The organism is Rhizobium rhizoryzae (assembly GCF_011046895.1).
Taxonomy (GTDB): domain Bacteria; phylum Pseudomonadota; class Alphaproteobacteria; order Rhizobiales; family Rhizobiaceae; genus Neorhizobium; species Neorhizobium rhizoryzae.
This window is the reverse complement of the sequence record NZ_CP049249.1, coordinates 574,577-597,627: the sequence shown is the minus strand read 5'-3', so window position 1 is coordinate 597,627 and position 23,051 is coordinate 574,577. Positions and strand designations below refer to the sequence as shown.

At 56.3% G+C, this 23,051-nt stretch carries 19 protein-coding genes; 9 read left to right on the top strand and 10 right to left on the bottom strand.

The features are described 5' to 3' along the window. The first annotated feature begins 13 nt into the window (after positions 1-13). The 3 genes from G6N80_RS03530 (at position 14) to G6N80_RS23240 (ending at position 4,187) form a co-directional block, all read left to right on the top strand. Positions 14-1,018: a hypothetical protein gene (locus tag G6N80_RS03530; protein WP_165131306.1), complete on the top strand. Its 1,005-nt coding sequence runs from the start codon at positions 14-16 to the stop codon at positions 1,016-1,018. Continuing rightward, positions 1,015-2,943 carry a flagellar biosynthesis protein FlhA gene (locus G6N80_RS03525; RefSeq protein ID WP_165131304.1) on the top strand — a complete coding sequence of 643 codons (1,929 nt, stop codon included), beginning with the start codon at positions 1,015-1,017 and terminating at the stop codon, positions 2,941-2,943. The genes G6N80_RS03530 and G6N80_RS03525 overlap by 4 nt, the downstream gene beginning before the upstream one ends. Positions 2,944-3,104: 161 nt before the next feature. Further along, entirely contained in the window at positions 3,105-4,187 is a 1,083-nt protein-coding gene (locus G6N80_RS23240) for a hypothetical protein (RefSeq protein ID WP_183898033.1), read from the top strand. A 282-nt stretch (positions 4,188-4,469) separates the two neighbouring features. Here the strand turns inward: G6N80_RS23240 and G6N80_RS03510 are convergent, their stop codons facing one another. Beyond that, positions 4,470-5,468: an AraC family transcriptional regulator gene (locus G6N80_RS03510; RefSeq protein WP_165131302.1), complete on the bottom strand. Its 999-nt coding sequence runs from the start codon at positions 5,466-5,468 to the stop codon at positions 4,470-4,472. Positions 5,469-5,544: 76 nt separating this feature from the next. Between G6N80_RS03510 and G6N80_RS03505 the strand changes: the two genes are divergently transcribed. Continuing rightward, on the top strand, positions 5,545-6,309 hold the full coding sequence (locus G6N80_RS03505) for a 3-hydroxyacyl-CoA dehydrogenase (RefSeq protein ID WP_165131300.1): 765 nt from the start codon (positions 5,545-5,547) through the stop codon (positions 6,307-6,309). 10 nt (positions 6,310-6,319) lie between these two features. After that, on the top strand, positions 6,320-7,507 hold the full coding sequence (locus G6N80_RS03500) for an acetyl-CoA C-acyltransferase (RefSeq protein ID WP_165131298.1): 1,188 nt from the start codon (positions 6,320-6,322) through the stop codon (positions 7,505-7,507). Positions 7,508-7,589: 82 nt separating this feature from the next. Here the strand turns inward: G6N80_RS03500 and G6N80_RS03495 are convergent, their stop codons facing one another. Together G6N80_RS03495 and G6N80_RS03490 are read right to left on the bottom strand one after the other, a co-directional pair. After that, the gene (locus G6N80_RS03495) at positions 7,590-9,128 is read right to left on the bottom strand and encodes a gamma-glutamyltransferase family protein (protein ID WP_165131296.1); all 1,539 of its coding nucleotides are present in this window, start codon (positions 9,126-9,128) and stop codon (positions 7,590-7,592) included. 48 nt (positions 9,129-9,176) lie between these two features. Continuing rightward, positions 9,177-9,581: a nuclear transport factor 2-like protein gene (locus tag G6N80_RS03490; RefSeq protein WP_165131294.1), complete on the bottom strand. Its 405-nt coding sequence runs from the start codon at positions 9,579-9,581 to the stop codon at positions 9,177-9,179. A gap of 75 nt (positions 9,582-9,656) precedes the next feature. Here G6N80_RS03490 and G6N80_RS03485 point away from each other — a divergent pair, with 75 nt between their 5' ends. Continuing rightward, positions 9,657-10,898: an amidohydrolase family protein gene (locus G6N80_RS03485; RefSeq protein WP_165131292.1), complete on the top strand. Its 1,242-nt coding sequence runs from the start codon at positions 9,657-9,659 to the stop codon at positions 10,896-10,898. 16 nt (positions 10,899-10,914) lie between these two features. On the opposite strand, the gene G6N80_RS03480 is transcribed toward G6N80_RS03485, so the two are convergent. Further along, positions 10,915-11,664, bottom strand: coding sequence for a lipopolysaccharide kinase InaA family protein (locus tag G6N80_RS03480; RefSeq protein ID WP_165131290.1), 750 nt, complete (start codon positions 11,662-11,664; stop codon positions 10,915-10,917). Between the two features lie 287 nt (positions 11,665-11,951). Between G6N80_RS03480 and G6N80_RS03475 the strand changes: the two genes are divergently transcribed. Next, positions 11,952-12,917, top strand: coding sequence for a lysylphosphatidylglycerol synthase transmembrane domain-containing protein (locus G6N80_RS03475; RefSeq protein ID WP_165131287.1), 966 nt, complete (start codon positions 11,952-11,954; stop codon positions 12,915-12,917). A 3-nt stretch (positions 12,918-12,920) separates the two neighbouring features. On the opposite strand, the gene G6N80_RS03470 is transcribed toward G6N80_RS03475, so the two are convergent. Together G6N80_RS03470 and G6N80_RS03465 are read right to left on the bottom strand one after the other, a co-directional pair. After that, complete coding sequence (locus G6N80_RS03470) at positions 12,921-13,805, bottom strand: methylenetetrahydrofolate reductase (protein ID WP_165131285.1); 885 nt, start codon at positions 13,803-13,805, stop codon at positions 12,921-12,923. A gap of 111 nt (positions 13,806-13,916) precedes the next feature. Continuing rightward, entirely contained in the window at positions 13,917-14,585 is a 669-nt protein-coding gene (locus tag G6N80_RS03465) for a GntR family transcriptional regulator (RefSeq protein WP_062556892.1), read from the bottom strand. Positions 14,586-14,805: 220 nt separating this feature from the next. Between G6N80_RS03465 and rocF the strand changes: the two genes are divergently transcribed. Both rocF and G6N80_RS03455 read left to right on the top strand, forming a co-directional pair. Beyond that, positions 14,806-15,726, top strand: a complete 921-nt coding sequence (gene rocF, locus G6N80_RS03460; RefSeq protein ID WP_165131283.1) for an arginase — start codon at positions 14,806-14,808, stop codon at positions 15,724-15,726. 125 nt (positions 15,727-15,851) lie between these two features. After that, the gene (locus G6N80_RS03455) at positions 15,852-17,729 is read left to right on the top strand and encodes a methyl-accepting chemotaxis protein (protein ID WP_165131281.1); all 1,878 of its coding nucleotides are present in this window, start codon (positions 15,852-15,854) and stop codon (positions 17,727-17,729) included. Positions 17,730-17,771: 42 nt separating this feature from the next. On the opposite strand, the gene G6N80_RS03450 is transcribed toward G6N80_RS03455, so the two are convergent. The 4 genes from G6N80_RS03450 to G6N80_RS03435 form a co-directional block, all read right to left on the bottom strand. Further along, on the bottom strand, positions 17,772-18,596 hold the full coding sequence (locus tag G6N80_RS03450) for an HpcH/HpaI aldolase family protein (RefSeq protein ID WP_062556511.1): 825 nt from the start codon (positions 18,594-18,596) through the stop codon (positions 17,772-17,774). A gap of 85 nt (positions 18,597-18,681) precedes the next feature. Beyond that, positions 18,682-20,175, bottom strand: a complete 1,494-nt coding sequence (gene glpK / locus G6N80_RS03445; RefSeq protein WP_165131279.1) for a glycerol kinase GlpK — start codon at positions 20,173-20,175, stop codon at positions 18,682-18,684. A gap of 114 nt (positions 20,176-20,289) precedes the next feature. Continuing rightward, complete coding sequence (locus G6N80_RS03440) at positions 20,290-21,048, bottom strand: sulfite exporter TauE/SafE family protein (RefSeq protein ID WP_165131277.1); 759 nt, start codon at positions 21,046-21,048, stop codon at positions 20,290-20,292. Between the two features lie 2 nt (positions 21,049-21,050). After that, positions 21,051-23,042 (bottom strand): alpha-glucosidase, encoded by a 1,992-nt coding sequence (locus tag G6N80_RS03435; protein ID WP_165131275.1) that lies wholly within the window; start codon positions 23,040-23,042, stop codon positions 21,051-21,053. Positions 23,043-23,051 lie beyond the last annotated feature (9 nt).

Sequence of the window (23,051 nt, the reverse complement as noted above, 5' to 3'; positions counted from 1 at the left end):
GTAATATACTGAAATGCGTTTCATTGAGCCATTACGTCCGCAGATCGAGCGGTTGCGCGCGCTACCGCTGTCGCTACGCCAGGCTTTGGCGGCACGGAAGGGCGTGGGCTCAAGCGAAATTCCAGCGCTGGTGATCGCGAAAAACGGCCGTGTCGGAGAGGTGGAACTTCAAAGCGGCTCTCAAACGATCGGCGGAGATGTTTCGTCAGACATTATCGTCCTGGGGCTCGAAGCCAGGCCTTGCCTTCGGGTTGAGCTGCAAAACGAGGACGGAGAGGTCTCCGCCGTCGCAGAAGCATTGGTTGACGGCGTGCGAGTCGGTTCAAGGCGATTGCAGCGTGGAGAATTCTTCCCTGTGCTGCCGGGCGACCAGTTCGCGATCAGGGATGTTCAACTATCGCTGAAGGGATTGTCTTCCTTAGAGAGGGGGGCTACCGCGAAGCGCAAGATGACTGCGGCGGTTCTTCTATCCGCAGCCTTGGCGCTGATGGTCTTTGCACTCATCGGAATTCCCGCAGAACCGTCGCAGAGGGAGGCCCAGCAGGTTGTGTCGGCGACGGCACCCATCAATGTGACGATGAAAGAACTGCGTGAAGCATTTCGGATGTCGGGGCTTAAACTGGATGTTCGTCTCGATCAATCTGCTGGAGAACTACTCATTGGAGATGAGCAGATTGAGTTGAACATTGTCGATAAGGAAAGGCTGTCCAGCATCATCTCGGTCTTTTCCAAGAGAAGCGCCCTGCCGCTTGTGGACCGAACCAAGCTGACATCCGGCCTTGACAGCATGATCGCCGCGTCCGCGCTCGAGCCTGTCAAGTTTGTCGTCGGAACAGACGGCAAGCGTTATCAGGAGGGCGATGTATTTGCCCAGAAGTGGAAGATCGATGCTATCGAGCCTGGCAGCGTAAAGCTGTCCCGGGATGGCAAGCAGGACGTGATTTCAATGGGGCCCGTATCGGATCCTCTCGTGTTGCGACTTGCAGATCGTAACCGGGCCGCAGTGAGCAAGCCATGAACCTTACAACCATCACGCAGGCTTTGATGAAGAGAACCGAGATTTTATTCTCGGTGTTCTTCCTCGTGGTTGTGGCCATGATGGTTTTGCCGCTGCCCACGTTCCTGATCGATCTGATGATCGGCTTCAATCTCTCCTTCGCATTCATCATTCTCATTACAACGATTTACCTTCGCACAGCGCTGGATATTTCGACATTTCCAGCCTTGATCCTGATCGGAACCGTATTTCGTCTGGCCATTACGATCTCCACGACACGTCTTATCCTCGCCGAAGGTTATGCCGGCGAGATCATCACGGCATTCGGAAATTTCGTCGTTTCCGGCAACGTGGTGGTTGGCCTTGTCGTCTTCCTGATTGTGGCACTTGTGCAGTTTATCGTGGTCACGAAAGGTGCGGAGCGCATTGCCGAAGTCAGCGCCAGATTTACGCTCGATGCAATGCCGGGAAAGCAGCTGGCCATCGACAGCGATCTTCGCAATGGGCACATTACGGCGCAGAAGGCGCTGAAGCGCCGTGAGCAGCTTGAATTGGAGAGCCAGTTTTTCGGCGCGATGGATGGCGCGCTGCGCTTCGTCAAGGGAGATGCAATCGCGTCGCTGGTCGTCGTTGCTGTCAACCTGATCGGCGGACTTTCGATCGGTATGTTCCAACGCGGCATGTCATTCTCCGAGTCTGCCCATCACTACTCCTTGCTGACAATCGGTGAAGGTCTGGTATCGCAAATACCCTCGATGCTCATGGCAATCGCCGCAGGCACGGTTGTGACCCGTGTTTCTTCCGAAGATGCCGTCAGCCTGGGTTCGGATATCGGAAGACAACTCTCTCAGGATTCGCGCGCTCTGGGCGTAGCCGGCGCAATGACCTTTTCGATGGGTTTTGTTCCCGGCTTTCCGGCGCTCGTGCTTTGGCCGCTCGGCCTCCTGCTTGGAGCTGGCGCCTACTGGGTCGCGCGACCAAAAAAAGCCGGTGCGCCAAGAGCAGAGCCACGCGCCGTAGCCATGGAACGCAAGGAGCTCGATCGCGCCCGTTTCGGCGACCCTATCGTCGTGACGGTTTCGGAAGCAACCCTGCAGCGGCTGGATAGAGCCAATTTCGCCTCCATCCTCGAAGCGCGGATCTCGTCCATGGCACATGTTGTCGGTGTCGCGGTAACGGTTCCAACATTCAATCCTGATCCACGCATCGCTGACCACATTGTTCACATTCAGGTTGAAAACGTCCCTGTCGGCGTGCTCACCATCGAGCCAGATGCAGATCTCGATCTGATGGCATTTTCCCTATGCAGGATCGTGCGTCGGCATGTGGGTCCCACCTTCAGCGTCGAAGATGTCATGCAATGGTTGACCAGCGTCGAGCAGCGTCTGGGTCGGCTGGCGGTAGAAGTGCGGGAGAATGTGCCGCAGATCGTTCTTGTAAAAGTCGCCCGGCAGCTACTTACCTCGGGTGTAACGCTATCTCAGCCGCGCGCCGTTCTGGAGGTCATCCTTGAGCGGACAGATCTGTATTCGAATCCCGAACAACTGGCAGAAGCGGCCCGTGAGGCCATCGGCAGCCAGGTTGCCTATGGCATGCTCGACTATCGCGGCGTTCTTCCGCTCATTCCTTTCGAGTCGCAGTGGGTGGACGCGCTTGATCGATATTTCGCTTCCTATTCGTCACAATCGAAATTCGAAGCCGAGGCAGACCTTGAAGCCATGTGCCGATCTCTTCCGGATCGGCTTCTGAAACTGAATGAAAGTGGGATCGAGCCGGTGGGTCTCATTGCACGCGAGCACAGGTCAGCGACGCAGTTTTATTTGTCTCGCCATCGGATACTCCTTCCTTTGATTTCCGAGGATGAAATACCGGCCGACATCTCGTGCGAAATGTTGGAACCGATAACGCTCGTCCGCAGAGAAGATGCGCAATCGGAAATGGTATAAGTAATAACTTAAATATAAACCCGTGAGTTAATAAAATATGGATCTGATACCATAATATTATTGAACTGATCCAAAAATTTGTTAAGCTTAATTCCAGTATAGAATTTTACCGTCAAACTTACAGAAACTGGGTTTTTGCGTTAACCTGAGAGGGAACTGATATGAGCACCGCACCCGTATCCAGCAGAGGTTTTGACCCTTCGTCATTCGGCGCATCAAGTGGTGCCGGCGGCGGTGAGTCCTCTTCGCTATCTTCCAACCGCATGAGCCCCTATGGTGGTAGCAGCGGGTTATCGAGCCTGGACTCCAAATACATGAGCTCGACCGCGGGCGCAGGTAGCGGGCAAGGCATGAGCGGAATCCTCAGTGCGCTGAAGGAGCTCGTCTCCATGATCGGCAAGCTGGTCCAGGCTCTGGAGCAGAAGCTTGGCGGTGGCGCTCAAGGCGGTGGGGAAGGCGGCGGCGCCCAGGGTGGCGGTCAGGGCGGTGGTGCCCAAGGCGGTGGTCAGGGCGGCGGCGCTCAAGGTGGCGGTCAGGGTGGTGGTGCCCAGGGCGGCGGCCAGGGCGGTGGCGCGCAAGGCAGCGGCGGTGCGCAAGGTGGCGGTCAGGGTGAAGGCGCTGGCGGCAAGGGTGAGCTTGCTCAGTTGATGAGCCAGATCAAGGAGCTCATGCAGAAGCTTCAGGATTTGATGGCGAAATTGGACGGCGGGAAGTCCGGCGGCCCAGGGCAAGGTGAAGGCCCAGGCAAGGGCGAAGGTCCAGGCAAGGGCGAAGGTAAAGGCGGCGACCAGAAGGGTCAGATCGGCGAAATGATGAATCAGATCAAGGAGCTCATGCAGAAGCTCGAAGATCTGATGTCCAAGATGGGCGGTGGCGAAGGTAAAGGCGGCGGAGAAAAGGGCGGCCAAGGAGAGCTTGGTCAACTTATGGGTCAAGTAAAGGAACTGCTGCAGAAGATTGAAGACCTGATGTCCAAGATGGGCGGTGGCGAAGGCGCAGGACAGGGCGGCGGTGCTGGCGGCGGCGAGGGTGCCGGACAGGGCGGTGGCGCTGGCGGCGGTCAAGGTCCGGGCAAGGGCGGCGGCGAAGGCGCTGGCAAGCCGGGCGAAGGTGCTGGCGGCGGTCAAGACCAAATGATGTCCCAAATCGCATCGGTATTGACGCAGTTGACGAGCATGATTCAGAAGCTCATCGATATGGTCCAGAATATGGGCGGTGCGGGTGGTGCATCGTCTGGCGCATAAATCCAGGCAATCAAGATCAGTACTTTAAAACTAACGAGAAGGGGGCTAGCTGCCCCCTTTTTTGATAAAAATGTTTGTCGTTACTGTGCGACGTCGGTTCATTGGCTTTCCACCAGAACACTGACACTCGTCTTCATCTTGGCGGTTCTACAAAGGAGAATTGACGAGAAGGCCATATTTGATAATCAAGGACGGGGCGGATCGGTTGGTCCTTTGGACGCGTCGCGCGGCTCGTCTTCTGCGCGGGCCAATGATTACGGCAGTACAATTCTCTTGCATCATCTATCTCCGACTGCGCGGACTCGTACCATTAGCTTTCTTGAAGGCGCGGTAGAAAGCGCTAGGTTCCGAGTATCCCATGTGAAATGCGAGTTCTGAAATCGTCATATCGCCGGTTTCCAGTATATCTCGAGAAAGCTTCATTCTCATGCTGTCCTTGATTTTGGAGTAACTGGTTCCCTCGCTTTTAAGCTTTCGTCTCAAGATTGACGGCGCGGTTCCGACAGTGGTTGCAAGCCTATCGAACCTCGGCCATTCCGCCGGTGAGGAGACCTCAAGAATGGTGCGAACAAGATCGGTGAATGTCTGGTCGTGACGATAGCGGATCAAAAGGTTTGCAGGTGCCATCTGAAGGAATTTGGGCACATCCGCAGGCCGACGTATGTTGGGCAAAGTCAAAAGATTTATGTCAAAGTATACCGCGGTATTTTTGGCGCCGTACTCGACCTGGCATCCGAAGAAAACAGAATAATCTGGCATATCTCTCGGTGCCTCGCACGCAAACTCGACTTTCAGGAGTGGAATGCGTTTGGCGATCAGCCAGCAACAGACACCCAGAATGATGAGCCAGAATGTTCTGTAAGTGAAGGCGCTTGCAGTCGTTACCTCTTGAACAACCTGAAGGATAGCCTGCCCTTTCGCCACCTGAAGCCGGGCGCTGGGTTGATGCAGAACAATGGACAGAAATTTCAGGCCACGTACGAGAGCCTCTTCAAGCGTCAGGCTGGTGATCACGCTGTGGCACAGCAATTCAAAGCTGCCCCGTGGCATCTGTCGTGCGCCGAGACAGAAAAATTCATCATCCAGAACGTCGGCTATTCGCCGCCAAAGTTTGCCATAACTGCGGATTGTCACCGGCTCTTGCAAGGTAGCATCGATGCCGCACGAGTTGAGGAGAGGGGCGGGATCAATCCCGCGACTAAGCAGTGGCTTGAGCGCCTCTTCCACGAAACATGGCGATATGAGCGAGTTCCTATGCTGGGTCATGGTAATTTTTGACATCGTTTTTGCGTGATTTGGTCATTGATTGCCACAACTGGATCATCATTTCATCATCTGGTTTCGTTTGGAGGAGCAAATGACTGCTGACCGCACCTATGTAATCTCTGGAGCAGGTTCCGGACTCGGTTTGGCGACCGCTCGACATCTGGCCGCACAGGGCGCCAACGTCGTCCTGTTGGATCTCGATGGCCAGAAGCTGAGCTTCGCCGAAAAGGAGATCGGATCTCGTGCAGCCACATTCGAGGCAGATGTGATATCCGAAAGTCAGGTCAAGGATGCGATTGCCGCCGCTGTGAAGAGGTTCGGCAGCATCGACGGGCTGGTCAATTGCGCTGGAGTGGCTCCAGGGGAGAAGATCGTCGGCCGGTCAGGTCCTCATGATCTGGAAAGATTTACACGCACCCTGATGATCAACCTTGTTGGCAGTTTCAATCTGCTCAGGCTTTGTGCGGAGGCCATGGTCGAAAACACTCCTGGCCCGGAGGGGCAGCGGGGCGTGATTATCAACACGGCTTCGATTGCTGCTTATGACGGTCAAATCGGTCAGGCTGCCTACGCCGCTTCCAAAGGTGGGGTTGCGGCGCTCACTCTGCCGGCAGCGAGAGAGTTGGCCCAACACGGCATCAGGGTCGTGACGATAGCGCCTGGCATTTTCGAGACGCCAATGATGGCAGGGATGTCACAGGAGGTTCAGGACGCGCTTGGTGCATCCGTGCCATTCCCAAAGCGCCTCGGTAAACCGGAGGAATACGCAATGTTGGTCAGTCATATCATCGAAAATCCCATGTTGAACGGCGAAGTTATCCGTCTGGACGGTGCTCTTCGCATGGCGCCACGGTGAGGAGTCAGTCATGACGATCGATCACTCGGTTGTAATCGCGGCAGCCGCACGCACGCCAATGGGAGCGTTCCAATGCAGTTTGTCGTCTCTTTCGGCCAGCGACCTGGGAGCGGCGGCAATTCGCGCCGCGGTGGATCGCTCGGGGCTCAATCCGGAATTGGTGGATGAGGTGCTGATGGGGTGCGTACTCTCAGCCGGGCAGGGACAGGCACCCGCGCGGCAGGCGGCCATCAGGGCTGGGCTCCCCTTATCGGCAGGGGCCACGACCATCAATAAGATGTGTGGTTCCGGCATGAAAGCTGTCATGCTGGGTAGCGATCTGATCCGGGCGGGCAGCGCCGCAGTCGTTGTCGCAGGCGGCATGGAGAGTATGAGCAATGCACCCTACCTCCTGAAGAAGGCTCGGACTGGTCTGCGCATGGGACATGAGAGTGTTCTGGACCATATGTTTTTGGACGGTCTCGAGGACGCCTACGAACAAGGCCGCCTGATGGGTAGTTTCGCGGAAGACTGCGCCCAGGCCCACAGCTTTTCGCGGCAGGCCCAGGACGAGTTTGCGTTATCGTCGCTAAGCCGGGCTCAGGCGGCAATCGCCAATGGATCGTTCATCGCTGAAGTCTGCCCCGTTGAGGTTGAGAACAACCGGGCTACACGATCCGTTTCCGTTGATGAACAGCCTTCACTGGCGCGACCAGACAAGATCCCGTCTCTCCGACCTGCTTTTCGCGAAGGAGGAACGATAACGGCTGCGAATGCGTCCTCGATATCGGATGGGGCTGCTGCGGTTGTTCTCACAAGTATGCGTGCGGCCGAACGCCATCAGCTTGCTCCTCTTGCTCGAATTGTGGGTCATGCCACCTATGCCGGCGCACCTGCCGATTTTCCAACAGCGCCCATTGGCGCGATCCGCAAACTGTGTGATGTCCTTGATTGGCAGCCGGGGCAAGTCGACCTGTATGAAATCAATGAAGCCTTCGCAGTCGTAACGATGGCAACAATGCGAGCTTTGGATCTGTCCCATGACAAGGTCAATATTTATGGAGGCGCCTGCGCATTGGGGCATCCGATAGGTGCTTCTGGTGCCCGCGTTCTGGTCACACTTCTCAACGCTCTGCGATCAAATGGCTTGCGCCGCGGAATTGCATCGCTTTGCATTGGTGGTGGTGAGGCAACGGCGATGGCGATTGAACTTGTCTAATAACCTATCGTTTTAGAGTATCCGGTGGAAACGGGGTCACCCGACCTGCTTCAGGTCCAACCTCAGAGAGACGGGAAATCGTTTATTCGATCCATGCGCATCCCTCGCCGCGTGGATCATGGGCGGCACTCGGTGTTCGATCTGTATCGAAGAGAAGGGCGCCGGCCTGTCCAAAGATTGGCGAGAATGCTGCGAGCCGCGCCAGGTCATGTCCACGACCGGCAAGTTGCTCCAGACATTCATCGCTCATCATGCCCTCGACCTTGAGGCTATCCCGGGCGTCAGAGAAGGTTTTGCCCAAAAGGAACCGCGGCTTCTCCAGTGCTTCCGCTGGCGTGAGCTTATCATCGAGCAGGGCGGTCAGGAGAACGGCAAGTGTTTGTGGTTGCCCATCTGCGCCTTGCGTTCCGTAGGTGAGGAACGGTCGTCCGTCCCGCAGTGCGAGACCCGGATTGAGCGTGTAGAAAGGAAGTTTGCCCGGCGCAATACAGTTTGGATGGCCAGGTTGTGTCGTGAACGCAGCACCCCTGTTTTGCCAGAGAATACCGGTGTCACCGACGACAACGCCGCTTCCCCAATCGAAGTAGGTACTCTGCAGAACACTTGCGCACCGGCCCTGTCTATCTACTACTGAGAAAAATACTGTGTCACCGTGTTGATGTTCATGCGGCCAAACCAGCGCCTGATGGGGATCGATTGTGTCGGCAGCCGCCCTCAGTCGTTCGGTCGCCAAGAGATCCTTCGGATGCCAGCTCATGCTCGCGGGATCTGAAACATGCGCTCGGTCCATGAAAGCGCGTTTCACGGCCTCGACAAGAAGATGATACCGCTCGGCAGATCCACTCGGAGCAGATGCCAGACGCATATGGTTGAGAATTCCCATGATCGCCAGCGTCGTCATCCCCTGTGTCGGTGGAGGAGGGGCAACGAGGATGGTGCCCCGATAATCCAGCGTCATAGGAGAGACGTCACGGGTACGGGTCCGGGCAAGATCCGCTGCGGTAAGGCATGATCCGGCGGCCTTCAAACCTTCGACGATCCTTTTTGAGAGTTTGCCTTCGTAGAAACTGCGTGCACCTTCCGCCATAAGTGCGGCAAAGCTATCTGCGAGCCCTGGCTGTTTAAAAAGGCCCGTTGTGTTGCGGTGATCGAAATACTGCGAAAATCCGTGCCAGTTCGTCGTTTCGCCAGCCCGGAAATCGAGCCAGAAATCCTGTGATTTGCTGGGCTCGTATCCATTGGCTGCCAAGTCCATCGCACGCTCGAGAAGTGCAGGAAGAGATCTCGTGCCAAACCAGTTTTCGCGCGAAAACGTCAGGGCATGATCCCAGCTATCGACAACGCAAGCTGTTGTCAGCATCGAGGCAGGACCACGGAGGGGAATCGGTTGATTTCGGATCGCTGATGTAGCCTCTCCGGCTTGTCCGATACCGAGGAAGCAATGACTTTTCCCGTGCTGATCTGCCACAAGCCAGACAGCGTCACCACCCAGTCCGCAGAAATGGGGAGTGACCACCGTCAGAACAGATCCGATTGCGATCGCAGCTTCGATCGCGGTTCCTCCAGCCTTGATGACCTCCGCTCCGGCCTCCGTGGCGAGTGGGTGGGGGGATGTCACCATTCCTGGCTGAGGTCTCTGATACGTAGAGGCAACTGGCATCCGAAGCACTCATGGCTCGCGACGGCAGGATGGATCGAGGATCCATTCCGCGCTGTCGTTCCATACATCTGTTTCTACGATCAGCCCATCGCGCACGACAAACCGATCCACATAGCGATTGTGGTCGAAAGGGGTGCCGTCAGGCCATTCGCCGTAAAGATAGCCAAGGCTGTAGACGATCGTCTCGCCATTGCCTGCGATGACGTCAGTACGCAGAATTCTCTTTTTGACCCATTTGTAGCGGGCTGCATTGAATTCGGTTGGACCTGAAGTCGTTCGGAATTCGCGATTGCCCGTGAACCTGCAAATGAAGTCTGGCGCCGTGTAATATGCAGCCTTCACCGGATCGGCTGCCATGGAGGCAGCAAGATAATTCTCGACGCATTGCAGAGCGAGCGTAGCCTGATCGTTCATGGTCCACCATTGTGTAACGAAGGCTAATATGATTGCATATTAATTGTATGCATCGCAACAAGAGTGAAAAGACCGATGAGCCTGTTCACCTGTGACTTGATCCTGCGTGGCGCGCTCCTCGACAAAGAGACGCCTGAAGATATTGCAATTTCGGACGGTCGCATCGCAAGCATTGGGGCTGACCTGCCGGCAGCGGGTGCCGTGGAGATCGATCTTGGCGGGCGCGTGGTCCTGCCGGGTTTCGTCGATTCCCATATCCATCTGGACAAGGCTTGCCTGCTCTGCAGGTGCCAGCATACCTCGGGTGGATTGAAAGGTGCCATCGCCGCTGTTTCACAATTGAAGGCGGAATTCACAGCGGATGACGTTTATGAAAGAGGACGGCGCGTGGTGGAGCAGGCAATCCTGCAGGGCACGATGCATATGCGGGCCCACACCGAGGTCGATCCACGCGCAGGCCTGCGAAGCTTCAATGCAATCAAGCAACTGAAAAGCGAATATAGATCATGTCTTGATCTTCAGATCTGTGTATTTCCGCAGGAAGGTTTGACCAATGATCCCGGAGCTTCGGAGCTCTTACTTGAGGCATTATCGAATGGTGCCGATCTTCTGGGCGGTTGTCCCTACACCGACACCGCGCCCTACGAGCAACTGAACTGGTTGTTCAAGACAGCAAGGGATTTCGACGTCGATCTGGATCTTCATCTCGATTTTGATCTGGATCCTTCCGGCAGCCTGCTGGATGAGGTCTGCCGATTGACCGATCAAGCCGGATGGCACAACAGGGTTGCAGTGGGTCACGCGACAAAGCTGGCGGCCATGACCGAGCCATCCTTCACAGCACATGTGGCGCGACTGAAGGCGAGCGGCGTCGTGGTCACGGCTTTGCCGTCGACAGATCTGTACCTCAATGGGCGGGACATTGGCAGTCTTTCACCACGGGGCATTGCGCCCGTTCATCTTTTGGCAGAGCAGGGCATTACGTGCTCTATCGCGACAAACAATGTGCTGAATCCGTTTACACCGTTCGGTGATTGCTCCTTGTTGCGCATGGCCAACCTCTATGCGAACTGCATGCATCTCTCGCCCGATGACTTTGACGCTTGTCTCTCTCTCATCACGCACAGCGCTGCACGGTTGATGGGCCTGTCGGATTACGGTGTGATGGTCGGCAACGCCGCAGATCTGGTTGTTCTGGATGCGACCAACCGGCTGGAAGCCTTTGGCGCGATCGCGCAGCCTCTCCTGGGCTTCAAGTCTGGCAAGCAAACGTTTGAACGACCACCAGCAAGACTATTTCGCGAAACTGCGAAATGAACGCGCCGGGCATGCTTTAGCCTGTCGTTTGATCAATCAGGATCATGTTCTGAATGAGGGCTGAGAGGGCGCGCAAGTCTCGAACCCGCCTGTTGCCCCGCAGAAGCGGACGCATCAACCAGTCTAGAGCACGACCATGGCGTATCCACCGCATGGCACCACGCCAGATTCCACGCTGATCGCCAGCTTTGTAATGGGCCAAGGCTTTATTGATATCGGCAACGTTCATTCTGGATGTTGCATAGCAGCTCAAAGCGAAAATCAGGAGATCTGAAACCTGCGCCATCCGCATGTTGCGAATGACACCGAAGAGCTCAAAATCAATGAAGCAGATATTGCTTCCATCCCAGAGAATGTCTTTGAGATTTGGACGACCGTGCGCCATCCCCGCCGCATGGAGTTGATGCAGCGCTGTTGCCGCCGCGCAAAGTGCTTGCGACCGTTCTTCATCAGAGGTTTTCGGATCATGCAGGAGTGCAACGAGAGAGGTTCCTCCATTGCGAGTGATGAAGTATCCGGTATCTGCCGCAACCAGCTGCGGCGCTGCCAAGCCGCGTTCGTTGAGTGCCCGGTAGCCATCGACTTCGCGTGCAAGCGCCTTGAGTGGATCTCCTTTACGCAATCGCCAGACCAGCGACAGTTTCTCCGGTCGCTTGACCCAGAAGATGTCGTTACCCAACTGAATGCTTTCGACACGCTGAGAGGGATTGCCCGCATCGGCGAGCGCCTTCAGGCGTTCAACTGTTTCCGCTGGTATTCGCGGCATTTCTAGACCTTCTGATACTGTCAGATGGCCCGTCGACTGCTCGGCACCGTACGACATGCTTGAACGAACGGGGAGCCAAGTCGGGCGGGGTCAGCTGATTGGCGATCAACTGTTTACAATTCTGGCACGAATGCACCATGCGCAACGGGAATGCAAGTTGGGTCGATTTCGCACTAACGATCTTCACCAACGACCATTGGGCAATTTGATGCAATTCATTTTATATTTTCGCACGATAGCGTCTTGCTCACGAAATATCAGGGATTATGTTGGACAGTCGCGCCTAAATGAAAATATCGGTCGGGAGGGACCAAGCGATTTTCAAGAAATATGGTTGGTCAGTGTTAGGCGTTTGCGTGGTGGCCGTTTCTGCCTGGTTGCTTTATCGCGAAGTCAGAGGCCTTTCGCTTGAGGATGTCGGAGATAGTCTTGCCGCGATCTCACCTATGCATTGGACGCTGTCAGTTCTCGGGGCGCTCGTGGCCTATGCGGCGTTGGCAGGTTACGATGCACTCGCCCTGCGCTATCTTGGGCGGCGTGTCGGCAGGCTTTTCATAACTCTCACCTCATTTACGACCTACGCCTTATCTCATAACCTCGGTGCATCAGTTCTCTCCGGATCGCTGATCAGGTATCGCGCATATTCTTCCAAAGGGCTGACCGGGCTTGAAATAGGCCAGCTCATAGCGTTCTGCTCATTTACGTTTGCGCTTGGGACGGTGATTCTGACGGGGATCGTGCTGATCCTTGATCCGACGATTGCAATCCGTTTTTTTGATCACACATCGCCGCAGCTGGCGCGCGGCGTTGGCGCATTTCTTCTTCTGCTTGTGATCGCCTACGTCTATGGCAGTTGGCGGCAGCTAAAGCCCTTCAAGATCGGACCACTCAAGATCGAATATCCGAATCTGCGGATCGTGATGCTGCAATTGATCATAGGCCCGCTTGAATTGCTCGGCGCTGCGGCGATCATCTATTTCGCCCTTCCGCACATCGGGAACCCGGGCTATTTGACGATTCTCGGCCTGTTTCTCCTGTCTTTTTCAGCAGCGCTGATATCGAGTGCGCCGGGAGGACTGGGTGTTCTTGAGTTGCTGTTTGTTAACAGCCTGCCGGAGGTCCCGGCATCGGATGTTCTGGCCGCTCTCATCGTTTTCCGGCTTCTTTACCTGCTCATTCCATTCGCGGCTTCGCTAGTCATTGTTCTGCTGTTCGAACGCAACTTGCTCAAAGCGCAAAGGAATGCAGCCTGATTGTCAGGCCTTCATCTGCTGACGACACCAGTGCACGGCAGGTTCGATCCCACCCAGCGGGAACATGTGAAAGCGCTCAATCCGGCTGCTCGGGTTTGCGGATTTGAAGGCCTCAAGTGTTTGCGCCATTTCTGTAGGCTCATAAGGCAAGAGGAGCCTGCTCAAATTGAGGGCCCGCTTCTGAAGTACCTTTATCGAGGGGCCAACCCCGCAGGTCATCGCATATCTGATGAGGGTTTGCAGCTTTGCCGGGCCGGCCAGACCGACATGAATTGGCAGGTCGATACCAAGGGTTTCGATACGTCTTGCCCAATCCAGCAGTGAATGGCTCTCGAACAGAAACTGGGTCGTGATGACAACACGGGCATCCGTGCGCTTTGCGAATTCGCATTTGCGCAGAAGAGCAGCGTCGACGTGACGCGTCGACCCATCCGGGTCTATATCCCGATTACCTTCCGGGTGGCCCGCAATATGCAACTGTTTGAAGCCGAGTTTGTCAAAAAGACCCGTTTCGATCAGGTCGAATGAGCTGAGCAGGTCACCACGGGCAGATGTTGCGCCACCGGCGAGCAGAAGCGCGTGGGTTATATCGGCCTCATTCCTGTATCGGTGAAGAAGATCCTCCAGTTCCTGCCGTCCAGTGAAAGATCTGGCGGGCAAATGCGGCGTAACGGAAAATCCTTCATTGCGCAGGCGGCGTGCTGTCTCCACCAGGCTCGGGAGGGGAGTGCCATCCACATGCGCCAGGAAGATTTGAGTCCCGGTCGGTAGGAGATCGAGGAACGATGGAACTTTGGCTGCTGTGCGCGGAAGTACTTCGATGGACCAATTGTCGATCAGGCGCGGTGGCAACAGGTTACTATCCGTAAAGTCTTGTCTGAGGTCCATAAAGATGTGTTCTCTTGATCCTGGCGGCCTTAGCCCCAAGGATACCGTTCAGTGAACATAGCAGCGTGTCTCGTTGCGACATCCGCGTGAATGTCCTGGAGGCAAGCTTTCCTAGCCTATGATTGCAAATGCATTTCGCACCGTGCCATTGCCTGCCAAAGTCGGCCGTTGACCGATCCATTGAACATGGCGGCTGAGTATCGAGCATGCGCCGTCAACGTTTCCCTGGCGAAGGGCGGAGAGGATTGCCGTGTGGTCGTGGTCGGTCTGGGTTTCCCAATTGGATTGCCATGCCGCAAACAGAAAGCGGGCGCTGGCGGCATGAAGATCATCGATCGTCGCGAGCAATCGCGGCATGCCGCATGGTGCCAGAATGGTTCGGTGAAAAAGACGGTTCGCCTCCTCCCAGCTCCGAACGTCCTTGGAAACATCGCCAGCGCGAATAGCCTCTTCCGCGGCATTCAAGATTGCAGGCGTCAGATGCGGCGCCGAGTGCCTCAAAGCCAGGACTTCAAGGGCCGCACGCATTTCTGCGACTTCCTTCACATGTGACAGCTGGAAGGAAGCCACTCGAACACCGCGCCGCGGCTCGCTTGCAGCAAGACCTTGCGCTTCGAGGCGACGGAACGCTTCGCGGACAGGCACGTGGCTCGCCCCGAATTCGGCTGCAATATGGTCTTGGCGCAGCTTGGCGCCAGCAGGAATTTCGCCGGAAATGATGCGTTCAGCCAGTACCTTGCTGATTCTTACCGCCAGCGTGTCTTCGATCTTCGTGCTCATCTGTGTGTGATAAGGCTCTGCCATGATCTTGTCGATCTCATAAAGCGCATGTTGGGTTCTGCCATCTCTGCTTCTATGTCAGGATGAAAACGCACGATAGGAATTCCGTGATTTGGTTCTGGCAGTTTGCATAAGCCGAGCAGCGAGATGTGCAGCTTTTGCAGTTTCAATGCGCAGTCTCCTGTGATTGTCTGCGGGCCAAATCGAAAGGAATAGCTTCATGCTCTGCAAACTCATCGGCATCCCACTTCAAAGCGGTGCTTCACAACTCGGTTGTGAGATGGGACCCAGCGCGCTGAGGACCGCGGGTCTTCGGCAGGCGCTGATGGATCTGGGCCATCAGGTTTCCGATTGTGGCAATCTCGCAATCCCGGAACAGACGCATCGGGATCATCCGAATGAAAAGATCCATGATCTGGCGGAGATTGTTGCGTGGACCGAAGTCATCGCTGAAGCAGCCTACCGTGAAAGCCGCGATGCGATGCCGATTTTCCTGGGCGGAGACCATGCACTGTCTGCCGGAAGCGTTTCCGGTATGGCGCGACGTGCCGCAGAGGAGGGGAGGCCCTTCTTTGTTCTGTGGTTGGATGCTCATACCGATTTTCATACGCTTGAGACAACGAATAGCGGTAACCTGCACGGTGTTCCCGTCGCCTATTTCACAGGTCAACCGGGGTTCGAACCATATTTTCCGAAACTTGAACAAAAAGTCGACGCTGCAAATGTCTGCATGATCGGAATTCGAAGCGTCGATACGGCGGAACGGCGTGCCATTCAGCAAACCGACGTGCTGGTGCACGATATGCGGGCCATAGACGAGAATGGCGTTGCTTTCCTTCTTCGCGAGTTTCTGAAGCGCGTTTCTGCAGCACACGGCATGCTGCACGTCAGCCTCGACGTTGACTTCCTTGACCCCTCCATCGGTCCTGCCGTTGGGACCACCGTTCCGGGCGGGGCCACCTTTCGAGAGGCGCATCTCCTCATGGAAATGCTCCACGACAGCGAACTGGTGACTAGCCTCGATCTGGTGGAGCTCAATCCGTTTCTCGACGAACGTGGTCGCACCGCAACCATGCTTGTCGATCTAACAGCAAGCCTCATGGGACGAAAAGTATTGGATCGCCCGACACAGCGTTATTGATAGATGTCAATTAGCATACAGTAGTATCTGCGCGTTCCATTTCCCATCTCAGTTCTTCACGTCCTGTTAAGGACCAAAAGCTAATTCTAGGAGCAGTTGCTCAGTTTTTGGTCCGGGGGGACATCTTGTTTGAAAAATTGCAACGGCTCCGGATCGCAATTCCGGCGCTGATACTCACTGCTGCGCTCGTCAACTTCGGTGCGCAACTCGCCTTTGGCAACTTCGCGCGGAACACGGTGACAGAGGTCAGCGAACTGACCGTGTCTCAGAACAAGGCTGGCAGCATTCTGGAAACCCTTATCGAGCTCCAGCGAGGCATAGAACTCGATGTGCTCCACGTCCAGGAGTCGCTGACGGATCTCTCGGCAACGAGAGGGATGGACGGACTTGACGATGGCGCAGATCTGGCGGCCAAGTCCGCGGACGAACTCAGACGCAGAGTTGCAGATGTTGCTAAACTAGCCTCGGATGCAAAGCTGCCCGAGGTTCGTTCAAGTGTAGAACTTCTTCTGCCACGGTTTGAGGCTTTCTACGCGCTGGGACGCAAGATGACACAGGCCTATGTCGATGGCGGGCCTGAGCTTGGCAACAAGATGATGCCCGAGTTCGACGAAGCGTCCGATGCGCTGCAGAAGGAGATGGACGCGTCAACAAAGGCAATCAGCAATCTGAAAGCGAAACGCGACGCGCAGCTTGTTGAAAATGTCCAGTCCATGCGGGACAATGAGCAGTCGCTGTTGCTCATGATGGCGCTTAACAGTGGCTTTGCACTCTTCATGAGCGGCCTGACCATTGCCTTCGTTCTGCTGTGGGTTGTACGTCCTCTCGGACGGATCACCGAACGAACGCTTCGTGTGGCGGATGGGCAGCTGGATCTGGACATTCCCCACGTTGGTCGCAAGGACGAGATTGGCGAACTTGCCCGCTCGGTGGAAGTATTCAAGCAAAATGGCGTTGAGCGGATGGAGCTTCAGGCGGAAGCTGACCGCGCCCGGAAGATCCGTGAGGAAGAAAGGTTGTCGCGGGATATTGTTCAGCTCGAGGAGGCCCGTAATCTCAAGTCGGTTGTCGATAATCTTGGCGCAGGCCTGGCACGACTGGCGGATTTCAATGTCCGCATGACGATCGACGAGCCGTTCGTCGCGCAATTCGAAGTCCTGCGGAATGATTTCAATAACTCCATAGCTGCATTTCAAACAACACTTGAACAGGTGATGTCCAGTACCACCCAGGTCTTGGCTTCCTCTCAAGAGATGCGTGAGGCTGCCGATAACCTTTCGCGCAGAACAGAACAGCAGGCCGCGTCGGTGGAGGAAACATCGGCTGCGCTCGCTCAAATTACTGCCACGGTTTCCTCATCGGTCGAAAACGTCATCGAAACCAGAAATCTGGTGAGGGAAGCAAAGACCTGCACCGATACGTCCGGTCAGGTGGTGCAGAACGCTGTCGCGGCGATGAAGCGGATCGAGGGCATGTCGGCTGAGATCGGCAATATCATCGACGTCATTGACCAGATCGCGTTTCAAACCAACCTGCTTGCCTTGAATGCAGGCGTTGAAGCCGCACGAGCCGGTGACGCCGGTAAGGGCTTTGCCGTGGTTGCGCAAGAAGTGCGTGAACTCGCACAGCGGTCTGCCAAGGCCGCAAAGGAGATTTCCAACCTCATCGACAATTCAACTCGTGCTGTCGAAGAAGGCGTATCGATGGTGGAGGACACTGGGCATGCCTTGGAGAAAATCAGCCAGTTCGTGGCGGCAATCGATGAACGGGTCGAGACCATCGCCACGGCTTCCCGCGAACAGTCTCTGGGCTTGAACGAAATACAGGCCGCGATCGGATCGATCGACCAGATGACGCAGCAGAACACGTCGATGGTGGAGGAAAGCTCCTCGATCAGTGCAACGCTCGCGCAAAGTGCCGAACATCTGGCAAATCTCGTAGATCGCTTCCAGATCAATGCTGGGAATACGGTCCAGCAGGACCGGCGTAAACGAGCTGCCTGATCGGCTGAGGTCGCCCGCTCGAGGAGAGCGGGCGACTGTTTATCAATAGGATTTGCCCTTCATTTCGACGGAGGGCTTCTCGCCGCGTTCGCGCGCTTGCTTCAGGCTTTGATATTCGCCGAGTGCACTGGCTGCCGCATCGCGAAGCAGGGCTATGTTGTGCGGCCCTACGATGAAGCGATAACCCCGATCCAGAAGATCGTTCACAGATGCGCCGCCGTTTGGCACCGTGCCTAAAACTTTTCCCGCGTCCAGTATCGCCTTTTCGGCCTGCCGGGCCAAAGCCTGTACCTCGGGATGCTCCGTTTGGCCAAGCAAACCCATATTGCCCGCCAGATCGTTGATGCCGATGAACACGATGTCGGCGCCTTCAAGAGCGGCGATGCCCGCGGCATTTTCGATCGCCGTGACTGACTCGAGCTGAATGGCAATCAGCATGTTATCATTGGCTTTGTGGATATAGTCCGGCTCCATGCCATAGGTCGAAGCGCGAACGATTGAGGCGGCATAACCGCGAATTCCAGCTGGTGGGTAGTAGCAGGCGCGGATGGCCTGTTCAGCGGCCTCAACAGTGTCCACGGAGGGGATCATCACCGACTGAACGCCACCGTCAAGAACACGCTTCAGCAGAACATGATCGTTCCAACCCACACGCACCATCGCCGGCGAAGGTGTCGTTTCCAGAGCCCGCAGCGAGTCCACGATGTCGCGGGTATCCCCTATGCCATGTTCGAAGTCGGCCAGAATGAAATCGAAGCCGACATGGCCAAGAACCTCGCATTCTGTTGGGGTGCCGCCAGCAACCCAGCAGCCATAAGCTGCCTCGCCGGCCAGTAATCTCTGTTTGAGAACGTTCGGGCGATACATGAGCCCCTCCTCGATAAGCTGCGATGCAATCACGAATTTCGTAACTTGCGTGCAGCTTATATATCAGAGGAGGGAGTCGCTACTGCTATTTCCCGAACCCTAGAGTGCAGCGCACGGCCGAATCCCAGCCTGCAAGCAATTCGTCACGGTTCGACGCATCCATTGCAGGAGTGAATTGGCGGTCACGGTGCCATTCGGCGGCAAAGCCCTGTTGATCGGGCCAGATGCCTGCACCATGGCCCGCAAGCCAGGCAGCACCCAATGCCGTTACTTCGGTCGAGGTTGAGCGATCCACAGCAACACCCAGAATGTCGGCTAGGCGCTGCATCGTCCAGTCGTTCGCAGACATGCCACCATCGACGCGAAGAAGAGTATCTGCCTGACCCGGCCAATCCTTGCGCATGGCACCCAGAAGGTCGCGGGTCTGGAAACAAACGGATTCGAGCGCGGCACGGGCAAATTCCGCAGGCCCGGTATTGCGTGTCATACCAAACATGGCACCGCGCGCCTCCGCATCCCACCACGGCGCCCCCATTCCGGTGAAGGCCGGGACGAGATAGACCCGCTGGCCGGGATCGGCCTTTGCTGCCAGTTCAGCCGTTTCGGATGCTTCGCCGATCATCTTCAACCCGTCGCGCAACCATTGTACGGCAGCGCCAGCGATGAAGATCGAGCCTTCCAGCGCATAGTGAATGTCGCCATCAAGACGGTAGGCAATCGTCGTCAGCAGTCGGTTCTTCGATGCGACGCGATCAGTGCCCGTGTTCAACAGTGCAAAGCAACCAGTGCCATAGGTGGATTTCATCATGCCCGGCCTGAAGCAGGCCTGACCGATCACTGCGGCCTGTTGATCACCCGCCACACCGCGAATGGCGATCGGCGACCCGAACAGGGCAGGGTCCGTTGTGCCGAACTCGTCAATGTTCGAGAGAATTTCCGGCAACATCGAGCTCGGAATGTTGAACAGCTTCAGCAGATCGTCGTCCCATGTCGCGTTGCCGATGTTGCACAGCATTGTCCGGGATGCATTCGTCACATCAATCACATGCCGTCTGCCGCCCGTCAGTTTGTAGACAAGCCAGCTATCGACTGTTCCAAAGGCCAGATGTCCGGCTTCCGCTGCTTCACGTGCGCCGGAGACATTGTCGAGCAACCAGGCGATTTTGGTGGCGGAGAAATAGGGATCGATCAGCAACCCGGTGCGTTCCGCCACCAGATCGGCGTGACCTTCGTCCCTTAGCCTCGCGCAATGGCCCGCAGTCCGTCGATCCTGCCAAACGATGGCTTTATGGATCGCTTTGCCCGTGCGCTTGTCCCAGACGAGAGCCGTCTCACGCTGATTGGTAATGCCAATCGCCGCAATCTGTTCGGACGAAATGCCAGCCTTGGAAATGGCAGTGCGCGCAGTTTCCAGCGTCGTAGTCCAGAGATCCTCAGCCTCGTGCTCCACCCAGCCCGACTGGGGAAAATGCTGCGTAAACTCCATCTGTCCGACGCCAGCCGCCTTGTACGATCGATCAAACAGGATCGATCGCGTTGAGGTAGTTCCCTGATCGATTGCGAGAATGAAATCAGTCATGCGTCGATTTCCATGTTCATCGTGTCAAAACAATTGGCTTGGAGGTTTGGTAGCATATTGGAAGCAATGCAGAAGCCTCTTTTTGCTGCGCATTGGTGCCCAAAACAGCAGCAGTCACAGCATATGGATGACTGGCGGCAGTGCCAGCGAAACGCCTGAGAGGAACAGGAGAAGGAAGGCGAGCTTTCGCATCGCCACAGGCGATAATGGTGGCGGATGTTTTCGCGCCAGCCACGTGGCCAGCATGACGACCGGGATAGCGCAGAGGCTCCACCAGAACGAGGCGCGCGGCATCTGGCCACTCGCGGTGACGATGCCAAGTCTCAGCAGGGCATTGGTTGCAAAGATGGCGACCAGCGTCTCTCGTATTGTCCCGGGCTTCAGCGGTTGACGGTAGAAGTGATAGATCAGCGGCGGCCCTGAGGTTGAAAACATGCCGCCCATGACCCCGGCGATGGCGCCGAAACCTGCGAATGACAGCGGCGACGACATTTTTATGAGCGGTTCCGGCTTCAGCGACAGCTGAATACTTGAGACGATGATGACCGTGCCTAAAAGAATCTTGAGCCCTTCCAGGGAGTTGGAAGCCATCAGTGTCAGAAGCCAATAGCCCGCTCCCAGAAACAGGACGCTTGTTGCGAGCGCAGGAAAGAACTGGCGGAAGGCGATATCGCGCCAGCCTTTCAGAAGCACCTGAAGCGCGTTCACCACCACCAGAATGCTGACCAGTACCGCCGCATCCGTTAAGGGTATGATGCCGGTAAGACCCACCCCGCCCATCATGATCAGCCCGAGCGCAAAGCCTGTCAGCGTTTGTGTGTAGGCTGCAACAAAGGCAATGGCGAGCAGACCCGCCAGACTGAGCGGGTCCATAGTCAGGCTGCCTTGATCGATTGGAACAGCGTTTCGCGCGCAGCACCTTGCCGGTAGAAGACGGGCGGCTGACCGAGCGGAGCAGGCACGGTGACTGTCTCGCCACCGGTGTGAGCCGCACCACTCCAAACGTGAACCCAGGTTTCGCCTTGTGGGAGATAGACTTCACGCTCTGCCTGACCTGCCTGCCAGACCGGGGCAACCAGCAGATCACGCCCGTACAGATACGCATCCTGAATGGCGTAGGTGTTGCGGTCATTCTCGTGATGCAGGAATAATGGACGCTGGACCGGAAGGCCCGTGCTGGCCGCCTCATCGGAAAGTTCCCTGAGGTAGGGCGCAAGATGCACGTAGATCGATGTCATCCGGGCGAAATGCGCAAGGACTTCGGCATCCTGATCGATCTGCAGGTTATCCTTCGGGCGGTTGCCCTCATGGCTGCGCATGACAGGCGTAAAGGCAGCCATCTCCGCCCAGCGCATGATCAATTCCGGCGTACGAACATTGCCAAAAAGGCTGGTGTAACCGCCGATATCCGAATGATGATAGGCGTTTCCTAGCAGCCCGGACGAAAGCGCGCCGCAGATGACCGTGACCAAGCCGTCATGGCGGGTGAAATCAACAGACTGATCGCCACCCCACAAAAGCGGGCAGTGGGCCTGAACGCCGGTAAACCCTGCGCGCATGAAGAACAGTGCCTCGCCCGTCTTGCCACGGCTTGCCACTGCTTTCGCGTTCACTTCCGCCCACAGCGTCGGCCAGGCATTGTGCATAAGCTTGGCATCGACACTGTTTGAAAGCTTCACATCGATTGGCAGGTATTCGCCGAAGTCGGCCATCCAGCCAGAGAGGCCGAAATCTAGCATGTTCTTGCCGATCACCTCTTCGGCAAACCAGTCGGCAGCGTCAGGATTGGTGAAGTCTACCACGCCACAATCGAACTCGCCGAAATCCACGAGCGCCGTCTTGCCTTGGTCATCCTTGGCAAAGTAGCCCTTGGCATCAGCGACCGGAAACAGCGGGCCATCAACGCAAAGATAGGGGTTCACGTAGCCAAGGAAGCGAACGCCGCTATCGTTGAGTTCGGCAATCTTCTGGCGCAGGCTGGGGTAACGCGCCTCGTTAGCCTGCCAATCCCAGAAGAGACGAGCGCCAAAGGAGGTATGACGAAGACCAACCCAATCCTCGCACCAGAGACCGGAGACCTTCACGCCCGCTTCGCGCATTTTCTCCATGCGAGCAAAGGAGTTCTCGCCATCCTTCAGCCCGAGGATAGCACCGCCATAGACCCAATCCGGCAGTGTGGGCTGGCGACCAAAACGGTTGGAGAGCTGGCCGACCAGATCGATGAAGCTCGAACCCGAGAAGAATTCGAGACGCTCGGGCACGGCCCAGATCTCAATCTCGTGGAAGCCGTCACGACGGAAATCAAAGACAGAATAGGCGGTCGTTTCCACATGCAGCGCGTATTTGCGCGAAGAGATATAGGTCGGTTGCGGATAATTGGTGTTGTAGTAGTCACCGCCGGACTTGCCGGTTACATCCGCCTTGAAGGTAATTTCGGTCGATTTGTCGCGACCTACGCCGGGTTCGGAGGTCCAGAGCGGGAACTTGCGGCCGCGCATGTCGAAATACGACATCTGCTCGCCACCACCCCAGACATGTTCGTCCTTTTCGGCAGCAACGCGCAGCCATACGCGATTGATGGTGGGATCCAAGGCTTCGGTTGCGAGATGATCGCCAGAAACCGTCATCACGAAGCGGGCGGGAAGACCCTCGGCAGCGGAAAACTCGATCCGCTCTCCGGTGACGACGGCATGGGCAAGCGGTGTACGCTCAACCACGTAGTCGTCAATTTCGAAATTGCCGCGATACATATCCATCCGCTCTTCGCCGTGGCCGACAAAGAGGGCAGGGGAAGCCGCCGTGTGCCGCAGGATTTCGAGACCATTCAGGCTGATGCTGAAGCCGCCGGGGATGAGATTGATCTGCATGGTCAAGTA